A 16,583-nucleotide genomic window follows, 5' to 3' on the forward strand; every position below is an offset into this window, starting at 1 on the left:
TTCAGTTTTACGCGCCACAACCACCCGCTCCGGCGGGTTTTTTATTGCCCAAAGAAAGGCCACACATGCCAGAAATCTCCCCGCAACCGGATCAGCCTCCTCGTGGCCAGTGGCACCTGGAAAAGTCCGTGTCGATCACGCACTTGTTTTCGACCATCGCCGCCATTGCCACCCTGGTGGTGCTCGGCTCCAAGTTCGACACGCGCGTGACGCTGCTGGAGCAGCAGGTCGCCGCGCAGCACGCCGTCGACAGCCGGCAGGACAAGGAGGTGGATGACTTCAAGCGCATGGTCCGCGAGGACTACCGCGCGATCGACGACAAACTGCAGCGCCTCATTGAAAGGGCAAAACCATGATTCAGAAATACTGGAAATACCTGACCCGTCACCGCTCGCTGTTCCTGTTCGGCGGCGCGCTGCTGGCAGCCTGGGCATCGCTGGAATCGGATCCTGATCACGGCTGGGCCACGGCGCTGAGCGGCGTGTCGATCTTGCAGGGCATCTGGGCGTTGGCCGCGTCGCACTGGGCGCGCAAGGCTTTGCTGGACTACCCGGAGGCGGATATGCGTAAGCTGTTTGCGCGCGCCAGCGAGGGGGCGACCGGCGCGGGGCTGGCGCTGATTGCCATGGCCATCATCGTTGCGGCGCTGATGCTGGTGTTCTCGCCGCGTGCGCATGCGGCTGACCTGCCGGCCGGCGCAGTGAAGTACCTGCCGGTGCTGAAAGCCGAGCAGCAGCGCCTGTGGCCGGACCATCCGCGCCCGGCGCTTCTGGCCGGCCTGGTCGAGCAGGAGTCGTGCATTACGCTGCGCGCGCGCGGCTGCTGGAATCCTGGTGCGCAGTTGAAGACGGCGCGCGAGGAGGGCGCCGGTGTCGGCCAGATCACGCGCGCCTACCGTGCCGACGGCAGCGTGCGCTTCGACGCGCTGGCCGGCCTGCGCGACCAGTACGGCGCCGAGCTGGGGGCGCTATCCTGGTCGACCGTGTACCAGCGGCCCGACCTGCAGTTCCGTGCGCTGGTGCTGATGTCGCGCGATTCGGCGCGCCAGTTCCGCGCGGCGCCGGCGGTGCTGGAGTTCGGTGACGCCGGCTACAACGGCGGCCCGGCCGGCGTGCAGCGCGAGCGCCGCGCGTGTGCGCTTGCCAGGGGCTGCGATCCCGGCCAGTGGTTCGGCAACGTCGAGTTGCACTGCCTGAAGTCGCGCGAGCCGCTGTACGGCAACCGGTCGGCGTGTGACATCAACCGCGAGCACGTGCGCAACGTGTTCCAGGTGCGATCGGCGAAGTATCTGGCTGCGTGGGCGGCGCTATGAACGTCCTCGATGGAGCCGCCACCAGCGTCGGCGGCTTGCTGGCCGGCCAGGCATGGAAGCTGGCCGCGCTGGTGCTGCTGGTGGTCCTGCTGGTCGTCGGTGGCGCCGGTGGTGCGCTGTTGTGGTCGGCGGCGGCCGCACGCGACAGGGCGCTGGTCGACCTGAAGGCGGTGCAGGACGAGAACGCGCAGCTGCGCGCCGGTGTGGATGATCAGAATCGGGCTATTCAGGCCTGGTACCGGGCATCCGAGGATGCGAAGGCACGTGGACAGGCCGCCCAGCAGCAAGCAGCGATCAACGGTCAGCGCTTCGACGCGGCGCTGCAGCAGCTGGCCGGCGCCAAAGCGACGACCTGCGCCGACGCCATGCCCTACGTGAATCAGCTGCTGGAGAAGGTGCGATGAAAAAACGAGAACTTTCGATAATTCGCAATTTCGCAATTTCGTGCGCCGTGGTGCTGACCGGCTGTAGCAGCACGCCGGCGCTGACCACACAAACCGTCGAGGTGCCGGTGGCCGTGCCGTGCGTTAATGCGATGCCAACCCGTCCAGTGTACGAGTTCGACCAGCTGCCGGCCACGGCCAGCGATGGTGACAAAGTCCTGGCTCTGGTGCGAGACTGGGTGCGGTACAGGAAATACGCTGTGCAACTGGAAGCTTCGCTGATCAGCTGTATAAATCTTAGCCCAGCCATTGGAGTATTTAACTAGTTAAAGTCGGCACCCGGGGCCAACGTCTCAAATCTAAATCTGGTAGAGTAACTTTGTGTTGTTAGATCGGAGATCTCCTCGGGAGTAACAACCCCAGCTGTAATCTTCTTTAAGGCTGCGACCAGAGCCGGATTAGTAGCTGATCTCCACTCGACGATTAAATCTTTGTTAAGGACAAAGGCACCCATTGTCGACATAGTTAGCTCGTAATACCCATCAAGGGCGCTGCCCGGTGCAATTAGCCCTTGCTGAATACCAGTTGTGGAAGAGAAAACTGCTGGTGGGGCTATCCCGCCTTTGATATCTAGCATCTTAAAGTTGAGAGGGCGGATGTAGACGGCGTGAACTCCTCGATTATTTACTGAACAGCGCACCTTTAGCAATTTAGTTCCGATTCGAGCCGCTCGACATGCGGCATCGGTCTTCGGTACCATATCAACAAAGATCTTAATTATCTCAGCCTTCGATTTCAGCTCTTCAACCCTACTTTTTTTATCCTCAAACTCGATTCTTTTCTCATCATTTTTGGTAGATACCTTGAAAGTGTCTCGTTGTAATTCAAAGCGAGCTTGTTCAATCTGTTGAGTTTGTTGACTTATTGTTGTCTTTAGCTTGTCGAGTTCCAGATTCTGCAGACCGATGTTGTTTTTAATGGAATCTGTGAAGTAATAAGTGATCGCGAACAGCAAAAATGGCGAGCACAAACTGACGATTGGCCCAACCGTCCAGTTTCTTTTGTGTTTGGGAAATCTATTTCTCAGTAGTTTGAGCCGCCCAATTTTCATAATTAGCTCTCGGTATGATTTGATGTCTAGATACTAACGGACGTTTTGTGATTTGGAAATTACTTTTGTGTAGTTTCAACATCAAACTCCCTCTTCATCATCAGGATCAGCCAATAATACTTTCAGTCGCGCACCGATCGCAGCCCACGCCCTGCGCTTCTCGATGGCATAGTCGTGGTATATGTAGTGCTGCCGGACTTTGCACCCCTGCAGGACGTGGTTCTGGCAGCGGTCGATGATATCCAACGACACACCCAGCTGCTGCTGCATCGTTGCACCGGTGCGGCGCAGGCCGTCTATCAAGCGAAAGGATTGAGATTGATCTGCGTGAAGCGCTGCCGCGTCGCCCGGGCGAATTATGGGCGAAAACTCAAACCTTTCTACACCCTTACAGCCTTATTGCTGTTAAGTAAGTGCCAAATTTACAGGGGCTGCACAGGTTTGCAGAAGTCCTAACATCCGGGGCTTCGTTTCGATATAATGTCGCGGTTAAACACAGCCCGCAAACAAGGAAAATCCATGAGCTTGAACAAAGTGTCTTCCGGTAAAGACGTGCCGAACGATTTCAACGTCATCATCGAAATCCCGATGAATGCTGACCCGATCAAATACGAAGTCGACAAGGAATCGGGCGCGATCTTCGTCGATCGTTTCATGGGCACTGCCATGCACTACCCATGCAACTACGGCTACGTGCCGAACACCCTGTCGCCGGACGGCGATCCGGTGGACGTGCTGGTCATCACCCCATTCCCGCTGATTCCAGGCGTGGTGGTGCGCTGCCGCCCGATCGGCGTGCTGAAAATGACCGACGAGTCCGGTGAAGACGCCAAAGTGCTGGCCGTACCAGTCGACAAAGTGCTGTCGATCTACAGCCACTGGCAGAAGCCGGAAGACCTGAACGAACTGCGCCTGCGCCAGATCCAGCACTTCTTCGAGCACTACAAGGACCTGGAAAAAGGCAAATGGGTCAAGATCGAAGGCTGGCACGGTCCGGAAGTCGCCAAGCAGGAAATCCTGGCTGGCGTTGCCGCGTATCAGAAAGAATCGGCAGCTTAATCGCTGCAGCTGCAAGATAAAAAGCCCCCGCGAGGGGCTTTTTTTATGCCTGGTGCTCGTCCGGCAGGTCGTCGCCGGGCGTCTCCAGGCCGGCTTCCGCCTCGCGGCGCAGGCGCGACATGTACTGCGGCGTGATGCCCAGGTAGGAGGCGATGGCGCGCTGCGAAATGCGCGCTTCCAGGCCCGGATACTCTTCGCGGAAGGCGGCCAGGCGCTCCTGCGCCGAGGTTTCGCCGTTGTTGTAGGCTTGCTGGGCCATGCTCTGCAAGCCGGCCAAGGCGATATTCAGATGGTAACTCTGCATCACTTCGTGCTGCGCGCGCAGGTCGGAGGCCTGTTTCCAGTCCAGCGTAAAGCCGTGGATCGGCGTCTCGGCGATCAGGAACTGCACCGCCGGCTGGCCGCTTTCGCCGCTGATCAGGTCGGTCAGCGTGGTGGCCGATTCACCCTCGCGGTAAAAGCGCAGCGTCACTTCGATGCCATCGCGGTTGAAGAAGCCGCTGCGGGCCACGCCGCTGGCCAGCCAGTGGACCTGGGTGGCCGGTACGCCCGCGCGTTGCAGGTATTCGCCCTTACGCACATGAAACGGTTTGGCGATGCCCGCCAGCAGGTTGGTGACATGGTTGTACGACTCTTCGCTGACGTCGATCCGCTTCATGGTGGCGGATTTAAAGCGATTACGTTGTTTAATAAAATCTGAATTCATGCTGTCTTTGCCACGTTCCTAGAAAACTTTCCAAGGGGGTTGCTATGAAGCAAACTGCTTTCGTCCCCGGGCATTGTACTCCCTTACGTAAATTCCCGTATATGTTGAAGCGTGAAATTTAAGAAAATGAAACTAGTTGATTGCCGACTTCCCAACAAATTTCGGTAAACTGTAGCAATTATAAAATTAAATATTTGCTTCCATGGCTAGGAAATTGCGCTCCCTAATATTATTCGTGGCGATGATCTGCTGCAGCGCCAAGGGGGCTGAGCCCGCCTGGCCGAACACCGGCGATCCATGGTCACTCGCCCATTACCAGCACACCTCGTTTACCAAGAAGGAGGGAGCGCCTTTTCCTGACAAAGTGGTTGAAACGGCGGATGGCTATTTGTGGGCCGACAATGGCAAGGGCGTGTCTCGCTTTGATGGGCAGCGCTTCCAGCCTTTTGAGCCGTTTCCCGGGGAGGCCCTGGGCGGCAAGGATGCGAACAATTTATTTGCCCCCAAGGCAGGGGGACTGTGGATGGCGCATGCTTCTGGCGGCGCCAGCTTCATCAAGAATGGCCATGTATCTGTCTATGGAAAGGAGCAGGGGTTCGACAGCATCCTGGCGGCCCTGTTTTTCGAAGACAGGCGTGGCGACGTTATAGCCTACACCGCACCTGGATTCATGAAGTTTTCAGGAGGCAAATGGGTCAAGTTCATCGCTGAAGATGACTCGGAAAGAGGTTACGTCGCGCGGGATGCGGACTTCAATGTCTGGAAAGTAACCAAGACCGGCCGCTTGCATGTACTCAGGGAAAATACCCGAAAGTTTGTCGATACCGGCGTCGACGTCAGCGGCGCGCTGATGGTGTGGCCAGGCCCGGATCACACCATCTTCGTTGGTTTTGGCACGGCCAAGATCAAACGGTTTGAGGACAATAACGGGACGGTGTCAGAAGTTGGACGGCCATTGCCGTTTCTCGGGCTTCGCGTGCTCGTCGATAGCAACAAGCTTGTGTGGGTGAGCACGGCCAATGACGGGGTGCATTTTTTAGGCGCCTTGGACAAATTGCCGCGTGACGATGCGCCACTCCCTGTCGATGAGAAGTTGAATCATGCCAATGGATTGACGGGCAATTTTTCCTACGTCTACGAGGATAGCCACGGAACCATCTGGGTGGCAACCGATGGCGGCATCGACCGCTTCATGCCTTCGCCGTTCTCGCAGGTGGCGCTGCCCTTTGGCACCATGATGGCCACCCTGCAGCCGAATGCGATGGATGACGTCTGGCTGGGTAGCGAAAATCTTCCGGTGCGCCGCCTGACGCAACACGCCAGTGTCGAGACCAGCGTGCCGCCTGCAGCGCTCATGATGTACAGAGATGATGCCAATGCGGTTTTCGCCGTGACCTCGAAGCAGCTGTGGCAGCTGGAGCCGGGACCACCCAAGGTTATTGCCGATTTGCCGGTCACCGGCACCGGGCGTGTGTTATCGATGACGCACAGGCCTGACGGCGAATTCTGGCTGGCGTTCCGGCCGAAGAAATTTGGACTGACGCGGTTGCGCGAAGGCCAATGGCTGCCGATTGACGGATTCCCGGCGATCTCCGCCTTGTTCACCGACAAGCAAGGGGTGACCTGGGCGGGTAACAAGAATCTGCTCACCGCATTCGAGCAAAACCAGCCGCGCACCTACTCCGCAAAAGATGGCCTGGCTGCCGGCGTCATCAAGGTCATTGTTGCCAATGACGGCACGTTGTGGATAGGCGGCGACGAAAACCTGCAAATGTTTGATGGTCGCACATTTACCAGCCTGACCCTTGCGGGAGGACGCAAAATCTCGGAGGTCAGCGGCCTGGTCTTCGACAACGGCGGTAATCTGTGGGTGCAGGCAATCGACGGTATTTTCCGGGTCGAACGCGAGGAGGTGCGCAAGGCTGTCGCGGCACACAGCTATACACCCCGCTATCGGTTTTTTGATTCGCTCGATGGCGTCCCCGGTGAGCCCGCGCAGATATTTTCATTGCCGACGATGCGGCGCGGCGCGGGAGGGCGTTTGTGGATCTCCGGACAAACCTCGGCTGCCTGGATCAACACGCTGGTACTGCCCAAGCCGCTGCCGTTGAGGACTCCCATCGTCGAGCAACTGTTCGATGGCACGACATCCTACGATTTGAATGTGCAGACAGTGGCGCTGCCGAAAACCGCGCGCGACTTGCAGTTTGCCTACACAACGCCGGAACTGCGTTTCCCCGAGCGGTTGCGGTTCCAGTACCGCTTGCGCGGCTTGGACGATACCTGGCAAGACGCCGGCACCGAACGGAAGGCGACCTATCACGCGCTGAGCGCTGGCGATTACCGCTTCGAGGTCCGCTCCAGGAACAAGGATGATGACGAGTGGAATGGCCCGGTCGCATCGCTCGCCTTCGTCATCGCGCCCAAATACTATGAAACCCTGTGGTTCAAGGCGCTCGAGGCCGCCGCCGCGCTGCTGGTGTTGTGGGCGGTAATCCGGGTGCAGGTTCGCATCGGCATGTACCGCGAGCGCAACAAAATGCGCATCCGGGCCAACGAGCGCGAAGCGGTGGCGCGCGATCTGCACGATACGCTATTGCAGAGCAATCAGGCGGTGGTGCTGCAGCTGGCCGCCATGGCGAACCGCCTCGATGATCCCGTCCTGAAAGGGCAGCTGACTGCGCTGGCCGAACTGTCGCAGGATGTGGCGGCCGAGGGGCGCGACAAGGTGCAGGCATTGCGGGTGGAGACGGACGACGCCAGCGATGAACTGAAACGCATCGTTGAACTCGGCAACCGGCTGAGCGCCGAGCACCAGGTGGCGTTCGATGCCCGGGTCAACGGCCAGCGGCGCCAGCTGCGCAAGGATGCCGGCGCCGAACTGGTAGCGATCGTCAACGAATTAATGATCAATGCATTCCGCCACGCCAAGGGCAGCAAGGTCGACGTGGGATTCGACTTCGGCCGCAGGAGGCTGGAGGTGCTGGTCGCCGACGACGGCATCGGCATCAGCAGCGCCACCCTGGCGATTGGCAGCCCCGCCGGACACTGGGGCTTGCAGGGCGTCAGGGAGCGCGCAGCGGCCATCCAGGCGGAGATCGCTTTTGAACAGGCGTCACCCAAGGGCACAAAAATCCGCATCGCGATCCCGGCCCGGCGCATCTACGCGGAATAGTTCCGCAGCGGTTTGTCAGCTGGCGTCGCGGCTGGTTTCAACCCGGTTGCGACCGTTCCCTTTGGCGGCATACAGGGCCACATCGGCCGCGTGCAAGGCGGCGTCGAGGTCGGCGTGCTCCGGCAGCCGGGCCAGGCCGATGCTGATGGTGACCTGGATCTGGCCGACGCCGGCGACGTCGCAGCGCAGCGCGGCGACCGCGCTGCGGATGCGTTCGGCGATATGGCTGGCCTGGCTGACCGGAGTGTGCGGAAAGAGCATGCCGAATTCCTCGCCGCCAAGCCGCGCAATGATGTCGGTGTCGCGCGCGACGGCGGTGATGGCGCGGGCGACGGCGCGCAGCACGTCGTCGCCGACGGCGTGGCCGTAGTTGTCGTTGATTGATTTGAAGTGGTCGACGTCGGCGATGCCCACCGTGATGGGCGCCGCGCTGCGGGCCGCGCGTTGCGCGGCGGCGGCTGCTTCTTTTTCGAACGCGCGCCGGTTGGGCAGTTTGGTCAGCTCGTCGGACAGCGCCTGCTCCGCCAGCATGGCCATCAGTTCGGCGTTGCGCGCTTCAATCTGCTTGCGCTGGCGGATGTCGGCGAAGAAGGCGCCGAAATATGGTTCGCCATTGAAGGTGCCCAGGTCCACCGCCTTCATTTCCACCGCCACGCGCCCGCCCGTGCGGTGCAGGATGTCCAGCTGGCGGACGTGGCCCAGCACGGTCGATTCGCGCCCGCTGACAATGAACTGCGTCACCTTGGATGAATGCGCAGGGCCGCCGTCCGGCGGCACCAGGATGTCCAGCGAGCGCGCACGCAGCTCATCGCCCGTATAACCGGTCAATTCTTCCATCGAGCGGTTGACGTAGCGGATGCACGAGTGCTGGTCGATGATGACGGCGCCATCCAGCGCATCCCCAAGCAGGCGCATGGGCAGCTGAAATGGCAGCGAGCTCATGGGCATGAGCGCTACTGCGGCTTGTCTTCCGGCAGCGGCAGCACGGGTTCGGCGTTGGCCTGCTTGACCATGACCACCAGCAGCGTTGCCGGCCTGGTCTTGCTGGCATTGTGCGACACCAGGTGGCGCGCGCCCGGCGCTTCGTACCAGGACTGGCCCTTGCGGTAAATCACCGGCGCCTCGCCAGCCAGCTGGGATTCGACTTCGCCTTCCAGCACGTAGGCGTAGACCAGGCCCGGATGGGTATGGGCGGCGGACTTCTGCCCCGGTCCGTAATGCACCGTCAGCAATGCCGCATGTTGACCATCGGCGGCCGGAATCGGCTGCGCCTGCAGCACCTTGATCACTTCCTCATGACCGGCCGGCCCGTGGGCTTGGGCCGGGGCGGCGGCGGCCGCCAGCAGCGTCGCTGCGAACCAGGCTTTCATGTCCGCTCCTTAGGCTGGTGGCATTTTGCGGAAGCCGATGGCGTAACGGTTCCACGCGTTGATGGTGACAATCGCCAGCGTCAGGTCCGACATTTCCTTCGGACTGTAGTGGGCGGCCAGCAGTTCGTAGTCGGCGTCGGGCGCATGGGTGGCGGCGATGTTGGTCAGGCTTTCGGTCCAGGCCAGCGCAGCGCGCTCGCGCTCGGTGAAGAACGGCGTTTCGCGCCATGCCGACAGGGTGGCGAGACGGCGTTCGCTTTCGCCGGCCTTGCGGGCATCGGTGGTGTGCAGGTCGATGCAGAACGCGCAACCGTTGATTTGCGAAGCGCGCAGCTTGATCAGGTCCAGCAGACGGGCGTCGATGCCCAGTTTGCCGCCGGCTTTTTCCAGGGCGATCATGGCGGCGAGGGCTTCTGGGGAGGCGCCGTAGAAATCGATGCGAGTGCTCATTTTCGAACTCCAAAGTGGTTGGTGATGTCGGTATTTTGCGCTTTGGCACCGCATTTATGGGTGACAATCCCCGGCTTTTTGCGCGGGCCAAGTTCGAACGCGGAAGGCAGTATGGCGCGCCTGCCCGGTCCCGGGTAGACCGAAACCGGGGGATGCGATCTCAGTCTTTGGTGGCAAATATTTAAGGGCCTGAATCTGTCATGATGGCCGTCAATTTCAGCCTTCACCTGGAGATGGTTTTGCATAAATCGACCCCCGCGCTACTGGCGACCTGGCTGTCGCTGATGGCTGGCTGCGCCAGCCACGATGCGTTGCGGCCCCTGGCAAGCTTGCAGAACCCGGATGCGCTTGCGGCCGGGGCCACCGTGGCCGCTGCTGCGGCGCCGGCGGCGTGGCCGGCGCGCGACTGGTGGCGCCGCTATGGCGACGTCCAGCTCGATCAGCTGGCAGCCGAGGCGCTGGCGGGCCATCCCTCCATGCGCATCGCGGCGGCGCGCGTCCGCCAGGCGCAAGCCGTCAGCGGACTGGCCGCGTCGGCGCTGGCGCCGCAGGTCAACGGCGGCGCGCGCAGCAACCGGCAAAAATTCAGCGACAAAAGCACGGTGCCGCCGCCCCTGGCCGGCAGCTGGACGTGGTACAACGAAGCCACGCTGAATTTCTCGTACGAGCTGGATTTCTGGGGCAAGAACCAGGCCGCCGTCGCGGCCGCGCTGGGGCGCCAGCGGGCCGCCGAGGTGGAGGCGGAGGCGGCGCGGCTGGTGCTGATGGTGGGCGTGACGCAGTCCTATCTCCGCCTGGCGCAACTGCATGCGCAACGCGACCTGGCCACGGATATTCTGCAACAGCGCCAGCAGGTGCTGGCGCTGACCAGGCAACGGGTGGCGGCCAGGCTGGACTCCGCTGCGGAACTGAAGCAGGCTGAAATCGGCGTGCCGCAGGCGCAGGGCGAGATCGTGGCGGCCAACGAGGCGATACAGCTGGTGCAGTCGCAACTGGCGGCGCTGCTGGGAGCCGGACCCGATCGTGGCGCCGCCATCGCCAGGCCGCAGCTGGCAAAGATCAGCCCGGCCGCCGTGCCGTCCGGCCTGCCCAGCGAGCTGATCGCGCGGCGTCCCGATCTTGTCGCCCAGCGCTGGCGGGTGGAGGCGCTGCGGCGCGACATCGCGGTTGCCGAGGCGCAGTTCTATCCCAGCCTCAACCTGAACGCGTTGGTGGGCCTGCAGAGCCTGGGCTTCGAGCACTTCCTGGAAGGCGGCAGCCGGATCGCCGGCGCCGGCGGCGCATTCAGCCTGCCGATCTTTGACGGCGACCGGTTGCGCAGCAACCTCAAGCTGCGCGACGCCGACTACGACCTGGCGGTCGAGGGCTATAACCAGTCGCTGGTGGAGGCATTGCGCGATGTCGCCAGCCAGCTGATTTCGATCCGCTGGCTGCAACAGCGCAGCGCGCTGCAGGCGCAGGCCACGGCTACCGCCCAGGACGCCTGCAATCTCAGCATCCAACGCTACCGCTCCGGCCTTGGCAATTATCTGCAGGTGCTGGCGGCCGAGTTGCAGGTGCAGGCGCAACGCCGCGCGCAGATCGAGCTGGATATCCGCGCCTACGACCTGGACATGCAGCTGGTGCGGGCGCTGGGAGGCGGCTATGTGGGCGTCTAAAAATATCGTCGGCGGCGTGCTGCTGCTGGTCCTGGCGGGCGCCGCCTGGTGGCTGCTGGCGCCAGGCGCCGGCCAGGTGACCGAGGACGCCTATGTCGATGGCAACGTGGTCCAGGTGACGCCGCAGCAGAACGGCAGCGTCACCGCGATCGGCGCCGACAACACGGAATACGTGAGCGCCGGCCAGGTGCTGGTGCAACTCAATCCGGTCGACGCCGAGCTGGCGCTGGCGCGCGCGGAAGCCCAGTTGTCCAGGGCGGTCCGCGCGGTCCGTGCGCAGTTCGCCAACGCCAGCCAGGGACGCGCCAACATCGTGCTGCGCAGCGCCGACCTGGCGCGCGCGCAGGCCGACCTGCGACGGCGCAGCCAGCTGGCGTCCAGCGGGGCGGTGTCGGGCGAGGACATCAGCCATGCCGAGGACGCCGTGCGCAGCGCGCGCGCCGCGCTGCAAGTGGCCGAGCAACAGGCCTTGAGCGCCAGTGCCCTGACCGATCACACCAGCGTGGCAAGCCACCCGGACGTGCTGGCGGCGGTGTCGCAGCTGCGCGATGCCTATGTGGCGTCGGCCCGCACCGTCCTGCGGGCGCCGGTCAGCGGCATTGTCACGAAACGCAACGTGCAGCTGGGGCAGCGGGTCAACGCCGGCACTGCGCTGATGTCCATCGTGCCGCTGGAGCAGGTCTGGGTCAACGCCAACTTCAAGGAGTCGCAGCTGGGAGCAATCCGCATCGGCCAGCCGGTGAGCTTGAGCGCGGATGTGTACGGCAAGGCGGTGCATTACCACGGCCATGTCATCGGCACCGATGCCGGCACCGGCAGCGCGTTTGCGCTATTGCCGGCGCAGAACGCCACCGGCAACTGGATCAAGGTGGTGCAGCGCGTCCCGGTCAGGATCGCGCTGGACGCGGCCGAGCTGGCGGCCAATCCGCTCAAGGTCGGTCTGTCCATGCATGTCCAGGTCGACACCAGCGCGCGCGACGGCAAGCGGGTGATGGATACCGCCAGCACACGCCAGCCCGAACAGACCGCGGTGTTTGCCGCCGAACTGGCGCAGGCCGATCAACTGGTCGCGCGCGTGATCTCCGCCAGCCTCGGCGGCACAACCCGGGCCAACTGACATGGACAGCCCACGGCACCCGCGCGAGAAAACCCTGCTGGCGACGGTCTTCCTGCTGAATGGCGTGGAGTTCCTGCAGGCCGGCATGATGGCATTCGGCGCCGCGCCCATCATGGGGCAGATCGGCGCCTCGCCGGAGGAGTTCACCGTCGTCACCATCCTGTACGCGGTGGTGGCGATCGCCGCGATTGCGCAAATGGGTTGGCTGATCGAACGCCTGGGCTGGCGCCGCTACGTCCAGGCGTCGGTGGCGGTGTTCGTGGTGGGCACGGCGATCTGCGCAGGCAGCAGCAGCCTGGGCCAGTTCCTGCTGGGACGGCTGGTGATGGCGTTGGGCGGCGCGCCGTTCATGACCTCGGCGCGCCTGATGATCACGCACATGCCGCCGACGCCACGCCGCTTCCTGGGCATCAAGGTGTTTGCCAGCGCGTTGGCGATCGGCAACGCGCTGGCGCCGTGGCTGGCCGGGGAGGCGGTCACGGCAGACCGCTGGAGCGTGATCTTCATCGTGCCGGGACTGCTGGCCGGCTGCGCGGCGATACTGGCCATCTGGTGCCTGCCGAACCAGCCGGCGCCGGCCGCGCAGCGTTCTGCGCAGCATCTGCCGGCGATGGCGGCCCTGGTGGCCGGATGCTTCCTGGTGCTGTACGCGTTCCAGCGCGCCACCTACGACTTCTTTGACGATCCGGCGCCGCTGGCGGTGTGCGCCGGCGCCGGCGTCGCCCTGCTGTGGCTGGTGGTGCGGCAGCTCGCTGCGCAGCGGCTGCCGCTGCTGGCGCTGTCCCGTTTGTGGCAGCCGCGCTATCTGGCCGGACTGGCCCTGTTCACGGTGTGCTATATGGTGCTGGGAGCGAACAACTATATGCTGCCAGTGCTGACGCAGCGGGCGCTGGGCAACTCCTGGCAGGTGGCCGGCACGGTGCAGGCCGGCGGACTGTTGTCGGCGCTGGCGGCGTTCTGGGTCATGGCGGCCATCCTGCCGGCCTATCCGGCGCCCAAGAAGTTTTATACGGCGGGCTTTGTGTTCCTGGCGGCGTGCGGCGTGCTGCTGTTCCGCCTGAACGGCGATGCCGATCTATGGCGCGATGTGTTTCCGGCGGTGGCCGGCTATGGCGCCTTCATCATCCTGGTGATGGCGACCACCGCCCTGCAGGCGTTCGCGGGCCTGCAGCAGGACGCGCAGGGCTTCAACCATGGCCAGCAGCTGAAGAACATGATGTCGCAGTTCGGCGTGGCGGCCGGCGTGGCGGTGGCCGCGCTCAGCCTGCAGTGGCGCAACGGCGAGCACTACACGGCGCTGGTGGCGCGCTTCGGCAATGGCGACGCCGCCTTCAACGAGGCCGTAGCCCGCCTGGCGCAGACCCAGCCGGCCCAGGTCGCCGTGGGACAGCTTGCCCAGCAGCTCAATCAACAGGCGATCCTGCTGGCCAGCCTGGATTACTTCGGATTTCTGGTCGTTTTTTCGCTGCTCGGCATCGGTGTGATGACCTTGCAGCGGGTGCTGAAATGAGCCGCCGCCGCTTACTGCGAAAGCGGCTTGCGGAAGCCCACGCCCATCCGGTTCCAGCAATTGATCGAGGCGATCGCCAGCCGCCAGTCGGCAATCGCGGGCTCGTCGAAAAAGACGCGCATGTCGGCCTCGGCGCCGGCGATGGCGGCGCGGTCGTCCATCCGCGTCAGCGCCTCGGTCCAGGCCAGCACGGCGCACTCCCGCGGTTCGAACAGCGGGCAGTCGCGCCATACGCTGAGCAGGTCGATGCGGGCCTGGCTCTCGCCCGCGCGCCTGGCCTCGGCCAGCTCGATGTCGATGCAGTAGGCGCAGCCGTTGATCTGCGAGGCGCGCAGCTTGACCAGCTGCAGCAGGCGGGGATCGAGGTCGCGGCGCAGCACCGCCAGTTCAAATGCGATCAGCGCCTGCATCGCTTCCGGCGAGGCCTGCTGATAGTCGATGCGTGGTTTCATAATAGCTTTCCTTACAATAGAGGAGCCGTTATATTGTAGGAGTGTCAGGCCCAGGCGCGGGTAGCCAATTAGATTAAAAAGCGCGGGCCGTGCCGGTGTCCGAACAGGGGGAGGGGGAGCGACGATGGAATTGCATTTGCATATAGAGGGCGACAAGGATCTGGCCGAACAGCTCTACAGCCAGCTGCATGCCGCTGTCAGTTCGGGCCGGCTGGCGCAGGGCCAGCAGCTGCCTCCGTCCCGGCTGCTCGCCCAGCAACTGGGAATTTCCCGCAAACCCGTGGCAATGGCCTACAGCCGCCTGACCAGCGACGGCCTGCTGCAGGCCCATACCGGCCGCGGCACCTTTGTCGGCGCGCCCGGCACCTCGGCCAGCCGCCCGCTGCAAAGCGCCGATCTGGCCTCCGGTGCGACCCTGAAAAAATGGCTGGACTTCGATACGCCGTTCCGGCAGAAGCTGGCGCTGGCCCGCTCCCAGTACGAGTTCTCGGGCGGCACGCCGGCGCCGGCGCACTTTCCCCAGGATGAATGGCGCCGCTGCATCCTGTACGGCCTGCGCCAGGACGGCCTGCGGCGCGGCCGCTATGCCAGCACCGGCGGCGAACCGGCGCTGCGCGAAGCCATCGCGCGCCACGCGGCCTATGCGCGCGGCCTGGTTTGCGAGCCGGGCCATGTCGTCGTCACCAACGGCGCCCAGCAGTCGCTCGACCTGCTGGGGCGGATACTGCTGGAGCCGGGCGATGTGGCCGCCGTGGAAGACCCCGGCTATCCGATCGCGCGCGCCCTGTTCAAGAGCCACGGCGCCCGCATCGCATCGGTGCCGGTGGACCGCGAGGGCATGGTGCCGGAGCAGATTCCCGACAACGCGCGCCTGATCTACGTGACGCCGGCCCACCAGTTCCCGCTGGGCATGCAGATGAGCCCGGCGCGCAAGGCCGCGCTGCTGGCACGGGCGCTGGAAATCGGCGCCATCATCATTGAAGACGATTACGATAGCGAGTTCCGCTACGAAGGCCGGCCGGCGGAATCGCTGCAAAGCCTGGACCGCCACGGCATCGTGGTGTTCATGGGCTCCTTGTCCAAGGTGATGCTGCCGGAACTGCGGATCGGCTACGTGGTGCTGCCGGAGGCGCTGCTGCAGCCGTTCATGATCGCCAAGCACCTGACCGACTGGCACACCGCCAGCATGACCCAGCTGGCGCTGGCCAAATTCATCGATGAAGGCTGCCTGGCCCGCCATATCCGGCGCGGCCATGCGATCTACACCAGCCGGCGCGACGAGCTGCTGCTGGGCTTGTCCACCATGCTGGCGCCGTGGCTGGAGCCGGTGCCGTCCAGCGCGGGATTCCACATGGCGGCGTTCGCGCGCCGCCAGACCGACCTGCCGGTGCTGCTGCGCCTGGCGCGCAGGGCCGGCGTCGGCCTGTATACGCTCGATGGTTTCTATGCCGAGGTCAAGCCGCGGGCGGGCTTGTTCTTTGGCTTCGGCTCGATCGACACGCTGGATATCGCACCGGCGCTGACGATCGTGCGCGACGTCCTGCAGCAGGTCGATCCTAGTTCGAAATCAGGCCATCCCTGAGCGCCAGCGCCACGGCATGGGTGCGGTCGTTGGCGCCCAGCTTGCCGAACAGCGTGCTCATATAGCTTTTGACGGTGTCCTCGCCGATGCCCAATTGCTTGGCAATCATCTTGTTGGAGTTGCCCTTGGCCGCCAGCGACAGCACGTCGATTTCGCGCCGCGTCAGCTGCTCGTTGGCAATGCTGAACGACAGCATCTGCGCCACTTCCGACGGCATGTAGCGCTGGCCGCGGTGCACGCAATCGATGGTCGTGATGAGGTCGCTGATCAGCATGCTTTTCAGCAGATAGCTGCACACGCCGGCACGGATGGCGCGCTGGACCAGTACTTCGCTGCGGTAGGTGGTGAGCGCGATGATGCGCGCGCCGGGATCGAAATCGCGGATGGCTTCGATGCTGGCGATACCGTCCATGCCGTTCATCTGCAGGTCCATCAGCGTGATGTTGGGCTGGTATTCGCGGTACAGCTGGATTGCACTCCTGCCGTCCGATGCCTCCGCCACCAGTTTCATATTGGCTTGCTGCGCCAGCAGGGCAGCTATTCCATTGCGAAACAAGGCGTGATCGTCGGCGATGAGGATGCGAATCGGGGCGGGGTTTAGGCTCATGACTATGGCTCTCAAGCGCGGGTGAAACGCTGGTCATGATAGCACATGGTGACAATCTGGAAAGAAAGAATGTCAGCTTTTGGCGCCAATT

At 63.3% G+C, this 16,583-nt stretch carries 18 protein-coding genes; 10 read left to right on the top strand and 8 right to left on the bottom strand.

Features of this window, described 5'->3' with window-relative positions:
• Window positions 1–65: 65 nt before the first annotated feature.
• The 4 genes from GJ698_RS15130 to GJ698_RS15145 are packed head-to-tail and all read left to right on the top strand — an operon-like array spanning window position 66 to window position 2,021.
• Window positions 66–356 carry a P-loop NTPase family protein gene (locus GJ698_RS15130; RefSeq protein ID WP_154358483.1) on the top strand — a complete coding sequence of 97 codons (291 nt, stop codon included), beginning with the start codon at window positions 66–68 and terminating at the stop codon, window positions 354–356.
• Window positions 353–1,312 (top strand): lysozyme family protein, encoded by a 960-nt coding sequence (locus GJ698_RS15135; RefSeq protein ID WP_154358485.1) that lies wholly within the window; start codon window positions 353–355, stop codon window positions 1,310–1,312. Before GJ698_RS15130 ends, GJ698_RS15135 begins: the two co-directional genes overlap by 4 nt.
• Window positions 1,297–1,716 carry a hypothetical protein gene (locus GJ698_RS15140; protein ID WP_154358487.1) on the top strand — a complete coding sequence of 140 codons (420 nt, stop codon included), beginning with the start codon at window positions 1,297–1,299 and terminating at the stop codon, window positions 1,714–1,716. Before GJ698_RS15135 ends, GJ698_RS15140 begins: the two co-directional genes overlap by 16 nt.
• Window positions 1,713–2,021, top strand: coding sequence for a hypothetical protein (locus GJ698_RS15145; protein WP_154358489.1), 309 nt, complete (start codon window positions 1,713–1,715; stop codon window positions 2,019–2,021). The genes GJ698_RS15140 and GJ698_RS15145 overlap by 4 nt, the downstream gene beginning before the upstream one ends.
• Here GJ698_RS15145 and GJ698_RS15150 read toward each other — a convergent pair.
• The gene (locus tag GJ698_RS15150; RefSeq protein ID WP_154358491.1) at window positions 2,018–2,806 is read right to left on the bottom strand and encodes a hypothetical protein; all 789 of its coding nucleotides are present in this window, start codon (window positions 2,804–2,806) and stop codon (window positions 2,018–2,020) included. The two genes, GJ698_RS15145 and GJ698_RS15150, sit on opposite strands and share 4 nt — an antisense overlap.
• Window positions 2,807–2,887: 81 nt before the next feature.
• On the bottom strand, window positions 2,888–3,076 hold the full coding sequence (locus tag GJ698_RS15155) for a site-specific integrase (protein ID WP_154358493.1): 189 nt from the start codon (window positions 3,074–3,076) through the stop codon (window positions 2,888–2,890).
• 249 nt (window positions 3,077–3,325) lie between these two features.
• Here GJ698_RS15155 and ppa point away from each other — a divergent pair, with 249 nt between their 5' ends.
• Window positions 3,326–3,865: an inorganic diphosphatase gene (ppa, locus tag GJ698_RS15160; protein WP_154358495.1), complete on the top strand. Its 540-nt coding sequence runs from the start codon at window positions 3,326–3,328 to the stop codon at window positions 3,863–3,865.
• Between the two features lie 43 nt (window positions 3,866–3,908).
• On the opposite strand, the gene GJ698_RS15165 is transcribed toward ppa, so the two are convergent.
• A complete protein-coding gene (locus GJ698_RS15165) occupies window positions 3,909–4,523 on the bottom strand; it encodes a Crp/Fnr family transcriptional regulator (RefSeq protein WP_154358497.1) in 615 nt (204 codons plus the stop codon).
• 289 nt (window positions 4,524–4,812) lie between these two features.
• Between GJ698_RS15165 and GJ698_RS15170 the strand changes: the two genes are divergently transcribed.
• A complete protein-coding gene (locus GJ698_RS15170) occupies window positions 4,813–7,746 on the top strand; it encodes a sensor histidine kinase (protein ID WP_229260009.1) in 2,934 nt (977 codons plus the stop codon).
• 15 nt (window positions 7,747–7,761) lie between these two features.
• On the opposite strand, the gene GJ698_RS15175 is transcribed toward GJ698_RS15170, so the two are convergent.
• The 3 genes from GJ698_RS15175 to GJ698_RS15185 are packed head-to-tail and all read right to left on the bottom strand — an operon-like array spanning window position 7,762 to window position 9,566.
• Window positions 7,762–8,688 carry a sensor domain-containing diguanylate cyclase gene (locus tag GJ698_RS15175; RefSeq protein WP_166454876.1) on the bottom strand — a complete coding sequence of 309 codons (927 nt, stop codon included), beginning with the start codon at window positions 8,686–8,688 and terminating at the stop codon, window positions 7,762–7,764.
• 11 nt (window positions 8,689–8,699) lie between these two features.
• Window positions 8,700–9,116, bottom strand: coding sequence for a cupin domain-containing protein (locus GJ698_RS15180; protein ID WP_154358502.1), 417 nt, complete (start codon window positions 9,114–9,116; stop codon window positions 8,700–8,702).
• Window positions 9,117–9,125: 9 nt separating this feature from the next.
• Window positions 9,126–9,566 (bottom strand): carboxymuconolactone decarboxylase family protein, encoded by a 441-nt coding sequence (locus GJ698_RS15185; protein ID WP_154358504.1) that lies wholly within the window; start codon window positions 9,564–9,566, stop codon window positions 9,126–9,128.
• Between the two features lie 239 nt (window positions 9,567–9,805).
• Here GJ698_RS15185 and GJ698_RS15190 point away from each other — a divergent pair, with 239 nt between their 5' ends.
• The 3 genes from GJ698_RS15190 to GJ698_RS15200 are packed head-to-tail and all read left to right on the top strand — an operon-like array spanning window position 9,806 to window position 13,851.
• The gene (locus GJ698_RS15190; protein ID WP_229260000.1) at window positions 9,806–11,224 is read left to right on the top strand and encodes an efflux transporter outer membrane subunit; all 1,419 of its coding nucleotides are present in this window, start codon (window positions 9,806–9,808) and stop codon (window positions 11,222–11,224) included.
• Window positions 11,211–12,341 carry an HlyD family secretion protein gene (locus GJ698_RS15195; RefSeq protein WP_154358506.1) on the top strand — a complete coding sequence of 377 codons (1,131 nt, stop codon included), beginning with the start codon at window positions 11,211–11,213 and terminating at the stop codon, window positions 12,339–12,341. The genes GJ698_RS15190 and GJ698_RS15195 overlap by 14 nt, the downstream gene beginning before the upstream one ends.
• Window position 12,342: 1 nt before the next feature.
• Window positions 12,343–13,851, top strand: a complete 1,509-nt coding sequence (locus tag GJ698_RS15200) for an MFS transporter (protein ID WP_154358507.1) — start codon at window positions 12,343–12,345, stop codon at window positions 13,849–13,851.
• Window positions 13,852–13,862: 11 nt separating this feature from the next.
• On the opposite strand, the gene GJ698_RS15205 is transcribed toward GJ698_RS15200, so the two are convergent.
• Window positions 13,863–14,303, bottom strand: a complete 441-nt coding sequence (locus GJ698_RS15205; RefSeq protein WP_154358508.1) for a carboxymuconolactone decarboxylase family protein — start codon at window positions 14,301–14,303, stop codon at window positions 13,863–13,865.
• Window positions 14,304–14,427: 124 nt separating this feature from the next.
• Here GJ698_RS15205 and pdxR point away from each other — a divergent pair, with 124 nt between their 5' ends.
• Window positions 14,428–15,885 carry a MocR-like pyridoxine biosynthesis transcription factor PdxR gene (gene pdxR, locus GJ698_RS15210; RefSeq protein ID WP_154358509.1) on the top strand — a complete coding sequence of 486 codons (1,458 nt, stop codon included), beginning with the start codon at window positions 14,428–14,430 and terminating at the stop codon, window positions 15,883–15,885.
• Here the strand turns inward: pdxR and GJ698_RS15215 are convergent.
• Window positions 15,860–16,492 carry a response regulator gene (locus tag GJ698_RS15215; RefSeq protein WP_154358510.1) on the bottom strand — a complete coding sequence of 211 codons (633 nt, stop codon included), beginning with the start codon at window positions 16,490–16,492 and terminating at the stop codon, window positions 15,860–15,862. The genes pdxR and GJ698_RS15215 overlap by 26 nt on opposite strands.
• Window positions 16,493–16,583 lie beyond the last annotated feature (91 nt).

Origin of the sequence: Duganella aquatilis, assembly GCF_009674565.1 — a bacterium.
In the GTDB taxonomy this organism is placed as follows: Bacteria; Pseudomonadota; Gammaproteobacteria; order Burkholderiales; family Burkholderiaceae_D; genus Rugamonas; species Rugamonas aquatilis.